The sequence below is a fragment of the Streptomyces sp. NPDC048257 genome, assembly GCF_043201855.1.
Lineage (GTDB): Bacteria > Actinomycetota > Actinomycetes > Streptomycetales > Streptomycetaceae > Streptomyces.
The window spans coordinates 681,347-696,361 of record NZ_JBICZI010000001.1 but is presented as its reverse complement, the minus strand read 5'-3'; the positions used below and the strand labels follow the sequence as shown (position 1 = coordinate 696,361).

The 15,015-nt window shown below is 71.6% G+C and carries 12 protein-coding genes; 10 read left to right on the top strand and 2 right to left on the bottom strand.

The genetic code is table 11. The features are described 5' to 3' along the window. Positions 1 to 283 precede the first annotated feature (283 nt). Positions 284 to 1,267 carry a LacI family DNA-binding transcriptional regulator gene (locus tag ACGFZK_RS03280; RefSeq protein WP_393847102.1) on the top strand — a complete coding sequence of 328 codons (984 nt, stop codon included), beginning with the start codon at positions 284 to 286 and terminating at the stop codon, positions 1,265 to 1,267. A gap of 13 nt (positions 1,268 to 1,280) precedes the next feature. Here the strand turns inward: ACGFZK_RS03280 and ACGFZK_RS03275 are convergent, their stop codons facing one another. Further along, positions 1,281 to 2,531 carry an ROK family protein gene (locus ACGFZK_RS03275; protein ID WP_393847101.1) on the bottom strand — a complete coding sequence of 417 codons (1,251 nt, stop codon included), beginning with the start codon at positions 2,529 to 2,531 and terminating at the stop codon, positions 1,281 to 1,283. A 136-nt stretch (positions 2,532 to 2,667) separates the two neighbouring features. Between ACGFZK_RS03275 and ACGFZK_RS03270 the strand changes: the two genes are divergently transcribed. The 5 genes from ACGFZK_RS03270 (at position 2,668) to dgoD (ending at position 7,189) form a co-directional block, all read left to right on the top strand. After that, positions 2,668 to 3,630 (top strand): SMP-30/gluconolactonase/LRE family protein, encoded by a 963-nt coding sequence (locus ACGFZK_RS03270; protein WP_393847100.1) that lies wholly within the window; start codon positions 2,668 to 2,670, stop codon positions 3,628 to 3,630. Further along, the gene (locus ACGFZK_RS03265; protein ID WP_393847099.1) at positions 3,627 to 4,259 is read left to right on the top strand and encodes a bifunctional 4-hydroxy-2-oxoglutarate aldolase/2-dehydro-3-deoxy-phosphogluconate aldolase; all 633 of its coding nucleotides are present in this window, start codon (positions 3,627 to 3,629) and stop codon (positions 4,257 to 4,259) included. Before ACGFZK_RS03270 ends, ACGFZK_RS03265 begins: the two co-directional genes overlap by 4 nt. Further along, complete coding sequence (locus ACGFZK_RS03260; RefSeq protein ID WP_393847098.1) at positions 4,256 to 5,197, top strand: sugar kinase; 942 nt, start codon at positions 4,256 to 4,258, stop codon at positions 5,195 to 5,197. Before ACGFZK_RS03265 ends, ACGFZK_RS03260 begins: the two co-directional genes overlap by 4 nt. Before the next feature lie 97 nt (positions 5,198 to 5,294). Next, positions 5,295 to 6,047 (top strand): SDR family NAD(P)-dependent oxidoreductase, encoded by a 753-nt coding sequence (locus ACGFZK_RS03255; RefSeq protein ID WP_393847097.1) that lies wholly within the window; start codon positions 5,295 to 5,297, stop codon positions 6,045 to 6,047. Further along, positions 6,044 to 7,189: a galactonate dehydratase gene (gene dgoD / locus ACGFZK_RS03250; protein ID WP_393847096.1), complete on the top strand. Its 1,146-nt coding sequence runs from the start codon at positions 6,044 to 6,046 to the stop codon at positions 7,187 to 7,189. Before ACGFZK_RS03255 ends, dgoD begins: the two co-directional genes overlap by 4 nt. A gap of 72 nt (positions 7,190 to 7,261) precedes the next feature. Here the strand turns inward: dgoD and ACGFZK_RS03245 are convergent, their stop codons facing one another. Further along, positions 7,262 to 8,125: a peptidoglycan-binding protein gene (locus ACGFZK_RS03245; protein ID WP_393847095.1), complete on the bottom strand. Its 864-nt coding sequence runs from the start codon at positions 8,123 to 8,125 to the stop codon at positions 7,262 to 7,264. An 851-nt stretch (positions 8,126 to 8,976) separates the two neighbouring features. On the opposite strand from ACGFZK_RS03245, the gene ACGFZK_RS03240 reads away from it, so the two are divergent. The 4 genes from ACGFZK_RS03240 (at position 8,977) to ACGFZK_RS03225 (ending at position 14,887) form a co-directional block, all read left to right on the top strand. Beyond that, entirely contained in the window at positions 8,977 to 10,629 is a 1,653-nt protein-coding gene (locus tag ACGFZK_RS03240) for a ricin-type beta-trefoil lectin domain protein (RefSeq protein ID WP_393847094.1), read from the top strand. Positions 10,630 to 11,085: 456 nt separating this feature from the next. After that, positions 11,086 to 12,135: a substrate-binding domain-containing protein gene (locus tag ACGFZK_RS03235; RefSeq protein ID WP_393847093.1), complete on the top strand. Its 1,050-nt coding sequence runs from the start codon at positions 11,086 to 11,088 to the stop codon at positions 12,133 to 12,135. Between the two features lie 134 nt (positions 12,136 to 12,269). Then, entirely contained in the window at positions 12,270 to 13,859 is a 1,590-nt protein-coding gene (locus ACGFZK_RS03230) for a sugar ABC transporter ATP-binding protein (RefSeq protein WP_393847092.1), read from the top strand. Beyond that, positions 13,856 to 14,887, top strand: a complete 1,032-nt coding sequence (locus ACGFZK_RS03225; protein ID WP_393847091.1) for an ABC transporter permease — start codon at positions 13,856 to 13,858, stop codon at positions 14,885 to 14,887. The genes ACGFZK_RS03230 and ACGFZK_RS03225 overlap by 4 nt, the downstream gene beginning before the upstream one ends. Positions 14,888 to 15,015: the final 128 nt, after the last annotated feature.

Here is a 15,015-nt window from a genome sequence, read left to right as displayed (position 1 = left end):
TTCGGCAGTTTTCGGCATGAGCGCGCGCGAGCTGGACCCGCCAGGCAGCGCCTGATGTTTACGTAAACATCATGCGCTGCGGAGAGTGTCGAAGCGGTGGGTGGACATGTCAAGAGAACCGGCGAGTAGCGTGAGCGCCCGCCCTCTCGGTGCGCAGCGCTAACATCCGTACGGAGTGCACCACGCACTCAGCTCGGAGCAGGGGTTCGGAGGTCCGGTTCACATGCCGCGCGAGGTCGGAGCAAGATCACCGAGGTCCCGTCCGCTGCGTCAGTCGCCCTCCATGGCCGATGTCGCCGCGATGGCGGGGGTCTCGTCGCAGACCGTCTCCCGTGTGGCCAACAACCGGGAGAACGTGGACGCGTCCACCCGCGAGCGGGTGCTGGCCGCGATGAAGATGCTCGGGTACCGGCCCAACACGGCGGCCCGGGCGCTGGTCACCGGACGGTTCGGCACGCTGGGCGTCATCAGCTTCGACATCAGCGCCTACGGCAACGCCAGGACCTTCGCCGCCATCTCCGAGGCCGCCCGCGAAGCCGACCTGTTCGTGAACTTCATGGGAGCCCGGGCGCAGACCGGAGCCGCCGTGCGCCAGGCGTTCCAGCAGCTGATGGTCCAGTCGGTGGACGGCATCATCCTCATCGAGTCGCAGATCCTGGACACACCCGAACTCCGGCTGCCGTCCGCCGTCCCCGTGGTCTTCGCCGACGGGGACACCGGCCACCGCTACGCCAACGTCGACATCGACCAGGCCGAGGGCACCCGCAGCGTCGTGTCGCACCTGCTGGGCCTCGGTCACCGTACGGTCTGGCACGTCGCGGGGCCCCGTGACTCCTACGCGGCGCGCCGCCGGGCCGAGGCGTGGCACCGCTCGCTCAAGGACGCGGGTAGCGTCGTGCCACCGCTCCTCTACGGGGACTGGTCCGCGGCCTCGGGGTACCGCGCCGGACGTGAACTGGCCGGCCGCCCCGAAGTGACCGCGATCTTCGCCGCCAACGACCAGATGGCCCTCGGCGTCATGCGCGCCCTGCAGGAGGCGGGCCGGCGCGTGCCGCAGGACGTGAGCGTGACCGGATTCGACGACGTTCCCGAGGCCGCGTTCTTCCCCGCCCCCCTCACCACGGTCCGGCAGGACTTCGACGCCGTGGGCCGCCACTGCGTCACACTGCTGCTCGAACAGATCGGCGGCGAGACGGGCAGCCCGCGCCAGGCGTCGGTGGCGCCCGTCCTGGTGGTGCGCGAGAGTACGGCGGCCCCGGCCGGCTGAGGATGGGCCATCCTCAGGACGTCTGGGCTTTCGCCGCCCTGGCGGCGCGGCGCCCCGCCGCCACGGTGCCGAAGGTCTCGCGGTCGTCGAGGAAGCCCTCGAGGGCGAACGTGGCGGCTCCGAGGCTCACCGGGTTGTCCGGCACGGCGCTCCGCTGGAAGGTGAGCGCCTGGAGCGTCGCCGGTAGTGCGTGCGCCGCGATGACGTCGCGGGTCTGCCGCAGCAGCGGCTCGCCGAGCCGTTCGGCCACCCAGCCGCCCAGTACCAGGGTCTGCGGATTGAACAGGTTGAGGAGATCGGCCGCGGCCTCCCCCAGGTAGCGGGCGGTCCGCGCCACCGTTTCGGTGGCCACGGCGTCGCCCTCCGCCGCGGCGCGGGCGACGTTGGTGACGACGGCGTCCTCGTCGGGGTCCAGGAGGGGGCTTTCCGCGTCCAGTTCCCGTACGGTGCGGGCGACGCCCCGGGTGCTGACGTAGGCCTCGACACAGCCCTGCCTGCCACACCTGCACTCCCGGCCGCCGCGGACCAGGCAGGTGTGACCCCACTCCCCGGCGCTGTTGGTGGAGCCCCGGTACAGCGCTCCGTCGACCGCGATGCCCGCGCCGACGCCGGCCCGGAGGGTCAGTACGACGAGGTCGTCGACCTCGCGTCCGGCGCCGAACCACATCTCGGCGACGGTACCTGCCTTGAGCGGATTGTCCAGGTACAGGGGCATCGGGAGGCGCTCGGCGAGGAGGGAGCGCAGTGGCACGTCGCGCCAGGACCAGTAGGGCGAGAAGACGGACACGCCGCCCTCGCGCTCCACGAGGCCGGGGACGCTGACTCCCGCTCCGAGGATGCGCAGAGGCCCGCCCTGGGTCTCCGAGAGGCTTTCGACCCCCGCCACGATGGCGTCGACCACGTCGTCCGGGCGGACATCGGTCTGGGGCAGCGGCAGCCGTACGCTGCGCAGCACCGTCAGCGCCAGGTCGAACAGCTCGACCTGGACGGAGGTCTCCGCGACGTCGATCCCGACGAGCGCCCCGCGCTCCGCGTTGACCGCGAGACGTGCCCGCGGACGGCCGCCCTTCGAGTCCTCGTGGCCGGCCTCGCGGAGGACCCCGGCCTCCAGCAACTCCGCGACGAGGTTGGCCACGGTCGCGAAGGACAGTCCGGTCGCCGCAGCGATCTCCTGCCGGCTCACCGGGCCGGGGGCGGCGAAGACGCACCGCAGCGCGTCGAAGCGGTTGCGGCGGCGGATGTCCTGGGCGGTGCGTTTCGCCATGGGCGCGTGCGTCCTCTCCTGGCCTTGACCAAGACCGTCGTGTCGGGACCGAGCTTATTCCATGCGTTGGACGATGAGTATTTACATGAGTTAGAAGAACTCCTAGAGTTTCGTCGCACAAGAGAGGAGCGACACCATGCACCTGACCGCACTGCCGTGCGCGCCCGTGCCGGGACGCCTGACCGAGGGGCCCGTCTGGAATGCCGGACGCGGTGAACTGCTGTGGGTGGACATCACGGCGGGCCTCGTCCACCGGGCTCGGCTGGTGGCCGGCGACGACGACAGCGGTCTGCCGGACCTCGGGCCCAGGACGACCGTCAGCCTCGACCGGCCCGTCGGAGCGGTCGCGCTCTGCGCGTCCGGCGGGCTCCTCGCGGCCGCCGGAACGTCCTTCCTGCGGGTCGACGGCGCCGGGGTGGTGACGGAGTTCGCCGCCCCCGTCCTCCCCGACGACGGCACGCCGCGACGGTTCAACGACGCCAAGTGCGACCCCGGCGGCCGGCTGCTGGCCGGCACCATGGCCTACGACGCGACCCCGGGCGCGGGCACCCTCTACCGCCTCGACCCCGACGGCACCGTGACGACCCTGCTGAGCCCGGTCACCATCTCCAACGGCCTCGGCTGGAGCCCGGACGGCCGGCTGCTGTACTACGCGGACAGCCCGACGCATCGCGTCGACGTCTTCGACCACGACCCCGTCACCGGCGCCCTCTCGGCCCGCCGCCCCTTCGCCGACACCGGCCCCGCCGGCGTGCCGGACGGCCTGGCGGTCGACACCGAGGGCCGGGTCTGGGTGGCCGTGTGGGGAGCTGGGCAGGTCAGGGCCTACACCCCCGACGGCGCCCTCCACGCCGTCGTGACGGTCCCCGCCTCACAGGTGTCCAGCTGCGCCTTCGCCGGCCCGGACCTGGATCTCCTGATGATCACCACCGCGGCCGACGGGCTGACACCCGAGCGGCTCGCGACGGAGCCGCACGCCGGCCGGATCTTCATCTGCCGGCCCGGTGCCACCGGCCTGCCGGTCCCGCCCTTCGCCGACGACCCGGCGCAGTTCCCCGGGTCCTCCACCACCTCACACGACCCCCGAGGTTCCGCATGACGACCGACCCCCTGGTCCCCGCACTCGCCGTCGCACCCGTGATAGCGATCCTGCGTTCCCGATCGCCCCGCCACTTCGCCGCCACCGCCGACGCCCTCCACGAAGCGGGCATCCGGGCCGTGGAGTTCACCCTCACCACCCCGGGAGTCCTGCACGCCCTGCGCGAGTACGCCGAGTCCAAGCCGGCCGGTACCGCCCTCGGCGCGGGCACCGTGATGACCCCGTCCGACGCGATGCGCGCCGTGGAAGCCGGCGCCACCTACCTCATCACGCCGGCCACCTGCCTGGACGTCATCCGGGAGGCCCGCCGTCTCGGCGTCCCGGTACTCCCCGGCGCCCTGACGCCGAGCGAGATCGTGGCGGCCTGGCGAGAGGGCGCCACCATGGTCAAGCTCTTCCCCGCCTCGGTGGGAGGCCCGGAGTACCTGCGGGCCGTCCGGGCGCCGCTGCCGCACGTACCGCTCATCCCGACGGGAGGCATCGGCCTCGACCAGGCCCCCGCCTATCTCGCGGCGGGCGCGCGCGCCCTGGGCATGGGCAGCCCGCTGATCGGAGACGCCTGCGAGGGCGGCGACCTGGACGCGCTCCGGGAACGTGCCGCCACACTGCTGGACGGCATCCGCTCATGACCGCGCTCGTCACCCTCGGGGAGGCCATGGCCGTCCTGGCCGCCGACCGGCCCGGCCCGCTCGCCTCCGGCGCCTCGCTCCGCCTGGGCTTCGCGGGAGCGGAGGCCACGGTCGCCATCGGGGTCAGCCGCCTCGGCCACCCGGCGTCCTGGACCGGACGGGTCGGGGCCGACAGCGCCGGCACGATGATCCTCGACGCACTGCGCGGTGAGGCCGTCGACGTCACCCGCGCACGCGTCGACGACACCGCACCGACCGGACTCATGCTGCGCGAACGCCGCACACCGGACCACACCCGTGTCACCTACTACCGCCGCGGACTCGCCGGCGCCCGCCTCATCCCCGAGGACATCGACCCGGAGCTCGTCGCCCGGGCCCGCGTCCTGCACGTCACCGGCATCACCCCCGCCCTCGGCGACGGTCCGAGGGCCGCCGTACGGCGAGCCGTCGACCTCGCCCGCGCCGCCGGCGTCACCGTCAGCCTGGACCTCAACTACCGGGCCCGGCTGTGGACCCGTCAGGAGGCCGCGGCCGAACTGACCGACCTCGTCACCCGCGCGGACGTCGTCTTCGCCGGTCCCGAAGAGGCCTCGCTGGTCGTCCCCGAGGCCGACCCCGCCACCATGGCGCGCACCCTGCTCGACCTCGGCCCGCGCGAAGCGGTCCTGAAGCTCGGCGCCCGGGGGGCCGTCGCGGTCACGCACGACGGCGAGGCCGCCCAGGACATCGTGCCGGTCACCGCGGTGGATCCGATCGGCGCCGGCGACGCCTTCGTCGCCGGATACCTCGCCGGAATCCTCGACGGCACCCCCCTCCTGGGCCGGCTCCTGCTCGCCGCGACGTGCGGCGCCTTCGCGGTGGCCTCGTCCGGCGACTGGGAGGGCCTGCCCCGGCGCGCCGAACTGGACCTCCTCCACGGCGCGGACGTCACCCGCTGACCGGTGGGCCCCGCTCCACCCCGCTCCACTCCGCTGCACCCCCACCACTCCACCCCCACCACTCCACCCCCACCACTCCACCCACGAAAGACCAGCCATGAACCGATTCACAGGGCGAACCGCCGTCGTCACCGGCGCCTCGTCCGGCATCGGCGCAGCCAGCGCCGTACGTCTGGCCGCCGAAGGGGCCGCCGTCGTGCTCGCCGACATAGACGAGGCGGCGGGCACCGCGCTCGCGCGCAGGATCCGCGACGACGGCGGCCGCGCGGAGTTCGTGCCGTGCGACGTCTCCTCCGAACAGGACTGGCGCAGCCTGAAGGACCGCACGCACACGCTGTTCGGCCCGGTGGCCATCGTGCACAGCAACGCCTTCACCCACACGCCCGCGCCTGCCCACGAACTGCCCGGCAGCGACTGGGACCGTGACATGGCCGTCAACCTCAAGGCGCCCTACCTGGCCGTACGGACCTTCCTCGACGACCTGCGCGCCGCCCGCGGCTCCTTCGTCGCCACGTCCAGCGTGCACGCGCTGTGCAGCCTGCCGGGCTACCCGGCCTACGCCGCGGCGAAGGGAGGCATGTGCGCGCTCGTCCGCCAGCTCGCGGTCGAGTACGGACCGGACGTGCGGTTCAACTCCGTACTGCCCGGCCCCATCCTCACCGAGAACTGGCAGGACGTGGACGAGGAGGGCCGTCTGCTCTCCGCCCGTGCCACAGCCCTGGGACGGCTGGGCCACCCCGACGAAGTAGCGGCCGCCGTCGCCTTCCTCGCGTCCGACGACGCCTCGTACATCACCGGCACGAACCTGACCGTGGACGGCGGCTGGGCCGTGAAGAAGGAGTCCAAGTGAAGATCACATCCCTGAGGACCTACCTCGTCGCCCCCCGCTGGTGTTTCCTGCGCGTGGACACCGACGAAGGCATCACCGGCTGGGGCGAACCGGTCGTCGAGGGCCGTGCGCACACCGTCGCGGCCGCCGTCGAGGAACTGTCCGACTACCTGGTGGGCCAGGACCCGATGCGCATCGAGGACCACTGGCAGGTCCTCACCAAGGGCGGCTTCTACCGCGGCGGCCCGGTCCTGTCCAGCGCGGTCGCGGGCATCGACCAGGCCTTGTGGGACATCGCGGGCAAGGCGCTGGGCGTGCCGGTGTGGCAGCTGCTCGGCGGCCACGTCCGGGACCGGGCACGGGTGTACAGCTGGATCGGGGGCGACCGGCCGACCGACGTCGCGGAGCAGGCCGCCGCCCGCAAGGCCGAGGGCTTCACGGCCATCAAGATGAACGCCTCGCCCCAGCTGGAACTGATCGACACGCCGCGGGCCGTCCGCGACATCGTCGAACGGGTGGAGAGCGTGCGCGCGGCGGTCGGCGACGGCTTCGACATCGCCGTGGACTTCCACGGCCGCCTCACCCTCCCCATGGCACGGCGGGTGCTTCCCCTCCTGGAGCCGTACCTGCCGTTCTTCGTCGAGGAACCGGTGGTTCCCGAGATGAGCGCCCACATCGGCGAGGTCGTGCGCTCCACCAGCATCCCCATCGCCACCGGAGAACGGCTGTACTCCCGGTGGGACTTCAAGCCGGTGCTCCAGCAGGGGATCGCCGTGGCCCAGCCCGACCTCTCGCACGCCGGTGGGATCTCGGAGGTGCGTCGGATCGCGGCGATGGCGGAGGCCCACGACGTCTCCCTGGCGCCGCACTGCCCGCTCGGCCCGATCGCGCTGGCCGCCTGCCTCCAGGTCGGCTTCGCCACACCCAACCTGCTGATCCAGGAGCAGAGCCTCGGGATCCACTACAACGCCGGGTCGGACCTGCTGGACTACCTCACCGACCGCTCCGTCTTCCGCTACGAGGACGGTCACGTCGCCCTGCTCACCGCGCCCGGACTGGGCATCGATGTCGACGAGAAAGCCGTCGAACGCGCCGCCGAGGCCGGCCATCGCTGGCGCAACCCGGTGTGGCGGCGGGCCGACGGCTCCCTCGCCGAATGGTGACGGGGGAGGCACGGGCGGCTGCTGCACGGCGAACGGGCCGGCCAGGCCCTTCGCCCGTCCGCCGCTGTTCCCTCAGGACGTGAGGGACTCCAGCAGCCGTCGCGTCGCCGGGCCGTAGACCCCGGGCGGGTCGCCGCGCACGCCGTGCGTCGCCTGGAACCGAGCGACCGCGTCGTGCAGGTGCCGGTCGTAGCGACCTCGCTGGGGCATGCTCCACGCCCCGATCTGCGCGAGACGCCGCTGTAGTTCCTGGACCTCGGGCCCCGTGTCGTGCCGGCGGAGCGTCGGCCGGTCGGGGGAGGCCGACGGTGCGCCGGAGGACGGCGCAGTTTCCGGATGGTCCTGTCGCGGGGCGGCGCCGGACGTGGCTGCGGAGGGGGTGGACGACGTGGAGGGGGCAGCCGATGACGCGGTCCCCATCGGGCTCTGCCCGCCCGTGGGCGTGGTCCGTTCCGCACCGCCGGGGATCGCTTCCTGGGGTGGGGTCTGCCCGGTCGCCGCGTCCGGGGTCTCGTCCACGTCGAGTACGTCGAGCCGGCTCGCGGGGGGCGGAGATGCCACCCCCCGGGTGTCCTGGTCCCGGGAGAGCGCGTACGCACCCGCGATGGCCGCGGAGCCGATCAGGGTGGCCAGGGCCGTGGTGATGCGGAGCGGCCGACGCCGCCTGGTGGGCCCGTGCGCCCGGTGTCGTGCCGGCCCGGTCATGTCCACGGGCGGGCCGAACGCGTGGCCGTCGCCCGACGGGCGGCTCTCCCGCACCACCTGCGGTACGACCCACGTCACCGTGGTGGTGGAGGTGACGGCCGCCGGTTCGTCACCCGGTGCGGGTTCGCGCAAGGAGACGTACGGCCGGACCCACTCCCGGTCGAACTGCGCCGGGGCGGCGGCCGGGCCTGCGGTCGCGTCGTGATGCGCGATGCCACAGGCACAGCGCAAAGGGTTACCGCATCGTGGGCAGAAAGGGGTGCTCACCAAACTCCAGTCGGCTGTTCCGGGAAATGCAGAATGAGCCCTCGGCGCGCCACGTCGTACAACTCTTGAATTGTCGGGACCGTATGTCGCGGGTGCCCTTGTGGTCGTCCGCTGCGGGACGGCCGTGTGGTGAAGGAGGGAGTGAACGGTGAATCTACTGTGTGCGGAGCACCTGAATCCAGCCCAGTCGGGACCCAGTTGATAACGATCGGCTAAACGTGCGACCGGGGCCGCCCCGGACTCTCCTCATGGGAAACCACTACCCGGGGAAGCCCCGGGTGGAGGGTCTCGGCCGGATCGGCGCACCGTGACGCGGCACAGTGCCCGTGTCCTGAACTGCTCGATCCCCTGGTGTCGGGCGAGTCCGCACCACCGTTGCCCGCCTTGGGCTACCGGCGGGTACCGCAGCCCGTCCAGTAAGATCATCGGTGTTGACTTCCTTGCGTGTGTGTCTGATTCTGTTCGGTGCAAGGGTGGCCTCGGCCCTCTTGCCGAGGCGCCTCGCCCGGTGCGGTCGATGGTGCGCGGGCCCCGCGGCAAGTGCCAAGCCGGGGACGCCTTTCCCTGGTGCGCGACCGTGCCGCTCTTGATGGCGCTGCAGGGCGGCCTCCAGACCGGATTCCTCTGTGCATGGGAAATGCCGGTGGCTCGCGCTGCCCGTAAGAAAGCTGTCTGCATTTTATGAGGGAAGTTTTCGAATTCCCGCCGGAAAGAACTATCGGCGAGGGTGTCGTGTCCTGAACAATAGGGCGACTTTCCCTCCCCACCCAGGATGTCCTCACGTGTCGACGAATCATCCCTCTGTTGTGGGTCGAATGACCGACCAGCAACTGTGTGACACCATCCGCACCGCGGACCCGGCCGCCCCCTCGGCCGAGACCGAGCTGCGCCGGCGCCATGGCCCGAGGGTCGCCGCCTTCGCCCGAGCGGTGACCGGCGATCTGCGGCCGGCCCGGGACGCCGCGGACCACGCGACGGACCGGTTCCTCGGCATGCTGGCCTCCACGACCGACGCCCTGGACCGGCCTCCTCGCCTGGCGTTGCTGACGCTGGTGTCCGGGTCCGCGCCTCCCGCACCGTCCGCGCCTTCCGGGGCCGGACCGGACGAACGGGCCGGACGACCCGCCGGTGTCACGCCGGGGACGTCGACCGGTGCCGCCGATGTTCCGCTGGACCCGGCCCTGCAGTCGTTGGTCCGCAAGGGGTTCGTCACCCTGGCGCTCCGCACGCAGGCCGTCCTGTGGCACTCCGTGGTCGAGCGGGAGCCGGACGGCCATGTCGCGACGATCACCGGTGACCGGCCCGACGCCATACCGGACCTGGCTCACCGGGCGCTGGCCGCGTGCCGTGACGCCTTCCTGCGCGTCCACTTGCGCGCGCGACCCACGCCGCACTGTCCCGCGTACGCACGCATGCTGGATGCCGCCGCGGCGCGCGCGGACGTACGCGAGAACCCGGACCTGACGCGTCACGTCGACGGATGCCCCGGCTGCGCGGCCGCTCTGCGCGGCCTGGTCGCCCTCTGCGACACCCCGGGTCCGTTGCTGGCCGGCTCTCTGCTCGGCCCTGCCGGCCCCCTCTACCTCTCCGCGGCGGCCGGCGCGGGTGCGGGTACGGACGCGGACGCCGAGGACACGCTGCCCCTTCCGGTCGCGACCGCGGCCGCGGGCCGGCCGAAGCCGGCTGCCGGCGACCGGAAACTGTCCGTCTTCGTACGGAGGCCGGCCGGGCGGGTCTCCCTCGGCGTGGCGGCGATCGTGATCACGACGGCGGGGCTCGCGGTCGTCGTCCCTGCGGCCTGGGGGCCCGAGCCGCCCGCCGCGGCTCAGGGGCAGCCATCACCACCGCACGCCGGAGGAGCAGACCCGGGATCGCCGGCTCCGTCGGGGAGCAAGGGGCGGCCCTCCGCCTCCGCCTCGCCCCATCGGTCCCCGAGCACGTCCCCGTCCCCGACGGGGCCGTCGCCCAGCGACCAGCCCACGCCCGGCCCCACACCGACCGCGCAGGCCGCGACGACCGACCCCGTACAACCCTTCCGGGCCTCTGCGTACGTTCCGGCCGTCAACTCCGCCACCGGTCTGTGCCTGGACGTCCGCGGCGGCTCCTTCGCCAACGGCGTCGACGTGATCACCGCACGCTGCCGGGCCGGGGCACCGGTGCAGCAGTGGCGCCTCGATGAGAAGGGTCTCCTGCACAATGCCGCCAACCCGGGCTACTGCATGGACGCACGCGGGTCCGCAGGGGACGGCGTGGGGATCTGGTCGTGCTCGGCCTTCGGCAGGCCCGAGGGGAACAATCTGGTGTTCTCCACCGACGCGACGGGGCGCATCAAGCCTCGGATCGTGCCGGGCTACGCCGTGACGTCCGGGAGCGGCGAGCCCGGAGCACCCGTCTCCTTCGGTCGTACGGGGCCGGCGGCCGAGCAGCGCTGGAACGAGCCCACCGGCCAAACGCCTTCGAGCCGGTAGTCAAACAGATTCGGACATGTTCCAATGAAAATCAACAGCCCCGAGGTCTGTCGATGCCCGGCGTCTGCGGCCTGCGGTGCCGCACGGGCACCCGTCCCGCACCTTGCGTGCTGATGCCCTATGGCTACCCCAGGGGGCGTTCCGGCTGCCCTGGGGCGTCTCTGGAGGTCACGGGGGCGCATCAATCCGAAACCCCCGCTTCACACTGTTGACTTATGGCGGAAACAGCGCTTTTCTCTGTTGCATCAAGTTTGAAAACGGCCGACTGTGGCGGATTCCCCAGCGAGGGAATCGTCCCCTGGGGGCTCGCCGGCCGAGGTCGGACACCTCTGCCTCGAAGTCCCCAGGGACCCGCAGTCCCGGGCGGCGATCACGACGACCGCCGGACCGAACCCCACCCCACCGCACGTGCCCCACTGGTCGCCCGGAGCGACCCGTCCAAGCAAAGGGATCGACATGCTCACTCACCACCACCGCCGCCCGGTAGCGGCCGCGGCCCTGGGCCTGGCCACGATGCTCGTCCTGTCCTCGTGCTCCAGTGGTCAGGAGACGACGGGCGGGACCGCGGACGTCGGCAAGGTCGACGGGAAGATCTCCCTGACCTATCTGCAGAAGCAGGGCGACCAGGAGTACTTCATCGGCGAGGCCGCCGGCGCGAAGGCGAAGGCGAGTGAGCTCGGTATCGACCTGAAGGTGGTGAACCTGGGCAACGACGCGAACAAGACCGTGAGCGAGGCCCAGGCAGCCATCTCGCAGAAGAGCAACGGGCTGATCGTGGTCGTCCCCGACCCGGCCGTGGGCCCGCAGGTCGTACAGCTGGCGAAGACCGGCAAGGTGGCGCTCCTGACCTCGGACGACCAGATCTGCAGCACCGGCCCGGACCCCTCCGCCTGTGGTGCCGACGACCTGGTGCCCCGCATCGGCTTCAGCGGCGAGCAGATGGGCGGCGAGGTCGGCAAGCGGGCCGCCGAGGAATTCAAGAAGGCCGGCTGGAACCCGGCGGAGACGCGGACGATATCGGCCTGGAAGCAGGACGTCACCGTGTGCACCGACCGCGTCAACGCCTCGAAGAAGGCGTTCGCGGATGCCGCGGGCGCGCCGGTGCAGAACATCGACGTGCCGACGGACAACTCCCCGACGGGCGCTCAGGACAAGATCGCCGCGACGATCACCGCCAACGCCTCCGTGAAGAACTGGGTGGTCTGGGGCTGCAACGACGAGAACGTCCAGGGCGGGGTCACCGCCCTGGAGAACGCCGGCTTCAAGGCCGACAACGTGATCGGCGTCGGCCTCGGCGCCTACCTCGCCTGCAAGAACTGGAGCTCCGGCAAGCCGTCCGGCATGAAGGCCGCGCTCTTCATCAATGGCAAGGACGTCGGCGCCCTGGCGGTGCAGACGATGTTCGACAAGCTCAAGAACGGCAAGGACTTCCCCAAGGAGGCCTTCGCCCCGACCAAGATGGTCGACGCCTCCAACTGGAAGGACGCGGGCGTCACCTGCGGCTGATGCCGAGCCCGCGGCCAGGACGGGTACGGTCCGCCGCAGCGGCGGCCGTACCCGCCACCCGTCCAGACCACCACCGCCGACCAGCAGCGTCGCTGGAACGAACGCCCTACGTAACCCCAGCTTGCGAGGCCCCCATGACCACAGCCGGCACAGAGCCACCCGCCACCGCCCTTGATCCCGGTGAAGAGGTCTCCGTCGAGAACATCACCAAACGGTTCGGTGCGGTACAGGCGCTCAGCGGCGTCACGCTCAGCTTCCCCCGGGGCCGGGTGACCGCCCTCATGGGGGAGAACGGCGCGGGCAAGTCGACCCTGCTGAAGATCCTCACCGGTGACCACCAGCCCACCGAGGGGAGCATTCTCTGGGACGGGCGTCCGCGGACCCTGTCGTCACCGCACGACGCCCACAAGGCCGGGATCCGCATCATCCCGCAGGAGCCGGAGATCATCCCGCACGTCTCGGTCGCCGAGAACGTGTACGCGGGGGCCCTGCCGCGCACCGCCCTGCGCCGCCTCGACCGGGCGGAGCTGCGCCGCCGCATCACCGCGGACCTGGCCCGGCTCGGATTCGAGAAGGTCATCCACCCCGATCAGCTGGGATCCGAACTCACTCCCGCACAGCGCCAGTTGGTGGAGATCCTGCGGGCGCTGACCGGTGAGGCCAAGGTCATCGCTTTCGACGAGCCCACCTCCTCCCTCTCCGAGAACGAGGTCGAAGCGCTCTTCGGCCTGATCGACCGGCTCCGGGACCAGGGCATCGCCGTCATCTACGTCTCCCACCGCATGAAGGAGATCTTCCGCCTCGCCGACCGCATCGCCGTCCTGCGCGACGGCGCGGTCGCCGGTGTGCTGGAAGCCCGCGACACCAACGAGGGGGAGGTCGTCCGCCTGATGGTGGGCCGTGACCTGTCCTCCCTGTTCGTGCGACAGGACGTCGCCCGCGACGAGGTGGTCCTGCAGCTGGAGGGCGTCACCACGGACGACGTCAGCGGTATCGACCTCCACGTCCGTGCCGGAGAGGTGGTCGCCCTGGCCGGACTCATGGGAGCCGGACGCTCCGAGCTGGCCCTCGCCCTCGCCGGCGACCGGCCCGTCCGATCGGGTCGCGTCTCCGTCAACGGCCGCCCCCTGCGTCTGCGCAGCCCCCGGGACGCGATCCGCGCGAGCATCGGACTCGCCCCCGAGGAACGCAAGGCCCAGGCGCTGTTCCTGCACCGCTCCATCCGGGACAACACCTCCCTGGTGAGCCTGGACAGGCTGCGCCGCTGGCGCTTCGTCCAGAGCCGCCAGGAGAAGGCGGTGACGCAGGACTTCTCCGACAGGCTCCGGGTGCGCACCCCCTCGATCGAGCACGAAGTGCGCAAACTGTCGGGCGGCAACCAGCAGAAGGTCGTGCTCGCCCGCTGGCTGCTGCGCAAGCCCAAGGTCCTGATCCTGGACGAGCCGACGCGCGGGATCGACATCGGTGCCAAGGCCGAGATCTACCGCATCATCGCCGACCTGGCGCGGGAGGGGGTCGCCCTGCTGGTGATCTCCTCCGAACTACCCGAGGTCCTGGGCCTCGCCGACCGGATCGTCGTGATGCAGAACGGTCGCATCACCGGCGAGCTCAACCGGTCGGAAGCCACCGAGGAAGCCATCCTCAACCTCGCCATGGCCGACGACCTCGCCCCCGTCGCATCCGACCGACCGCACACCGACTCCGCCGATGGAGACGCTCGATGACCACCACCCAGACGCCGGCCACCACCGAGAACCTCCCCGCTCCGGCGCGGAAGACCGCAGGAGCCCTGCTCTCCTCGCTCGGCGGGCAGAACCTCAGCCTGATCGGCGCCCTCGTCCTCGTCCTGGCCCTGTTCGGGTTCCTCAACGACAACTACCTCAGCCTCGCCAACATCCAGGTCATCGGCGAGGCGGTGACGATCACGGGGCTGCTCGCCATCGTCCAGACGGTCGTGATCATCTGCGGCGGCCTCGACATATCCGTCGGCTCCCAGGCCGGCCTGGCCTCCGTCGTGAGCGCCATGGTCTTCACGTCCGGCGGATCCAACCCCTACCTCGGTATGGCCGCCGCGATCGGCATCGGCATCCTCGTCGGCGTGGTCAACGGCGTCGCCATCGTCTACGGCCGGGTCAATCCCACCATCGCGACGCTCGCGGGCCTGGCCGCCTACAAGGGGGTGGCCCAGCTCGTCTCCGACGGCCGCGCGCAGGGCTACGTCCTCAACGACCCCTTCTTCGTCTTCCTCGGCCGGGGGAAGATCGCCGGGGTGCCGGTGATGATCTGGATCCTGGTCGTCGTGGCGCTGGCGGTGCACGTCATGCTGAAGTACACGGACATCGGCCGCAACATCTACGCGATCGGCGGCAACGACACCGCGGCGCGCCTCGCGGGCATCAACATCAACAAGTACCTGGTGGCCGTCTACGCGCTCATCGGCGTGGTCGCGGCGGTCGCGGGCATCCTCCTGACCGCGCGGACCGGCTCGGGACAGCCCGTCTCGGGCAGTGAGGGCCTCGAACTCAAGGCCATCACGGCGGCGGCGCTGGGTGGCTGCGCGCTCAAGGGTGGCAAGGGCGGTATCGGCGGCACGCTCCTGGCCGTGGCGCTGCTCGGCGCGCTGGAGAACGGTCTGACCGTCGAGGGCATCAACACCTTCTGGCAGAACGTCGCCCAGGGCGCCCTCCTCGTCGCAGCCGTCGTCATCCAGCAACGCCGCAGCGGCGAACGGGCCGTCGGCCTGCCCCACTGACGCGGTGCGCACGACGGTTGTGCGGTCCGTATGACGAGGCCCGCCCCGGGAGGGGGCGGGCCTCGTCGGGCGCATCGGTTTCTCCGGCCTGAAACGCGATCAATCACACGGAGGGCGAGGGGGATCGG

Bases quoted from the DNA above. Each gene is read 5' to 3' on its own strand.
- ACGFZK_RS03280 (WP_393847102.1), top strand. From the start codon at position 284: ATGGCCGATGTCGCCGCGATGGCGGGGGTCTCGTCGCAGACCGTCTCC.
- ACGFZK_RS03275 (WP_393847101.1), bottom strand. From the start codon at position 2,531: ATGGCGAAACGCACCGCCCAGGACATCCGCCGCCGCAACCGCTTCGAC.
- ACGFZK_RS03270 (WP_393847100.1), top strand. From the start codon at position 2,668: ATGCACCTGACCGCACTGCCGTGCGCGCCCGTGCCGGGACGCCTGACC.
- ACGFZK_RS03265 (WP_393847099.1), top strand. From the start codon at position 3,627: ATGACGACCGACCCCCTGGTCCCCGCACTCGCCGTCGCACCCGTGATA.
- ACGFZK_RS03260 (WP_393847098.1), top strand. From the start codon at position 4,256: ATGACCGCGCTCGTCACCCTCGGGGAGGCCATGGCCGTCCTGGCCGCC.
- ACGFZK_RS03255 (WP_393847097.1), top strand. From the start codon at position 5,295: ATGAACCGATTCACAGGGCGAACCGCCGTCGTCACCGGCGCCTCGTCC.
- ACGFZK_RS03240 (WP_393847094.1), top strand. From the start codon at position 8,977: ATGACCGACCAGCAACTGTGTGACACCATCCGCACCGCGGACCCGGCC.
- ACGFZK_RS03235 (WP_393847093.1), top strand. From the start codon at position 11,086: ATGCTCACTCACCACCACCGCCGCCCGGTAGCGGCCGCGGCCCTGGGC.
- ACGFZK_RS03230 (WP_393847092.1), top strand. From the start codon at position 12,270: ATGACCACAGCCGGCACAGAGCCACCCGCCACCGCCCTTGATCCCGGT.
- ACGFZK_RS03225 (WP_393847091.1), top strand. From the start codon at position 13,856: ATGACCACCACCCAGACGCCGGCCACCACCGAGAACCTCCCCGCTCCG.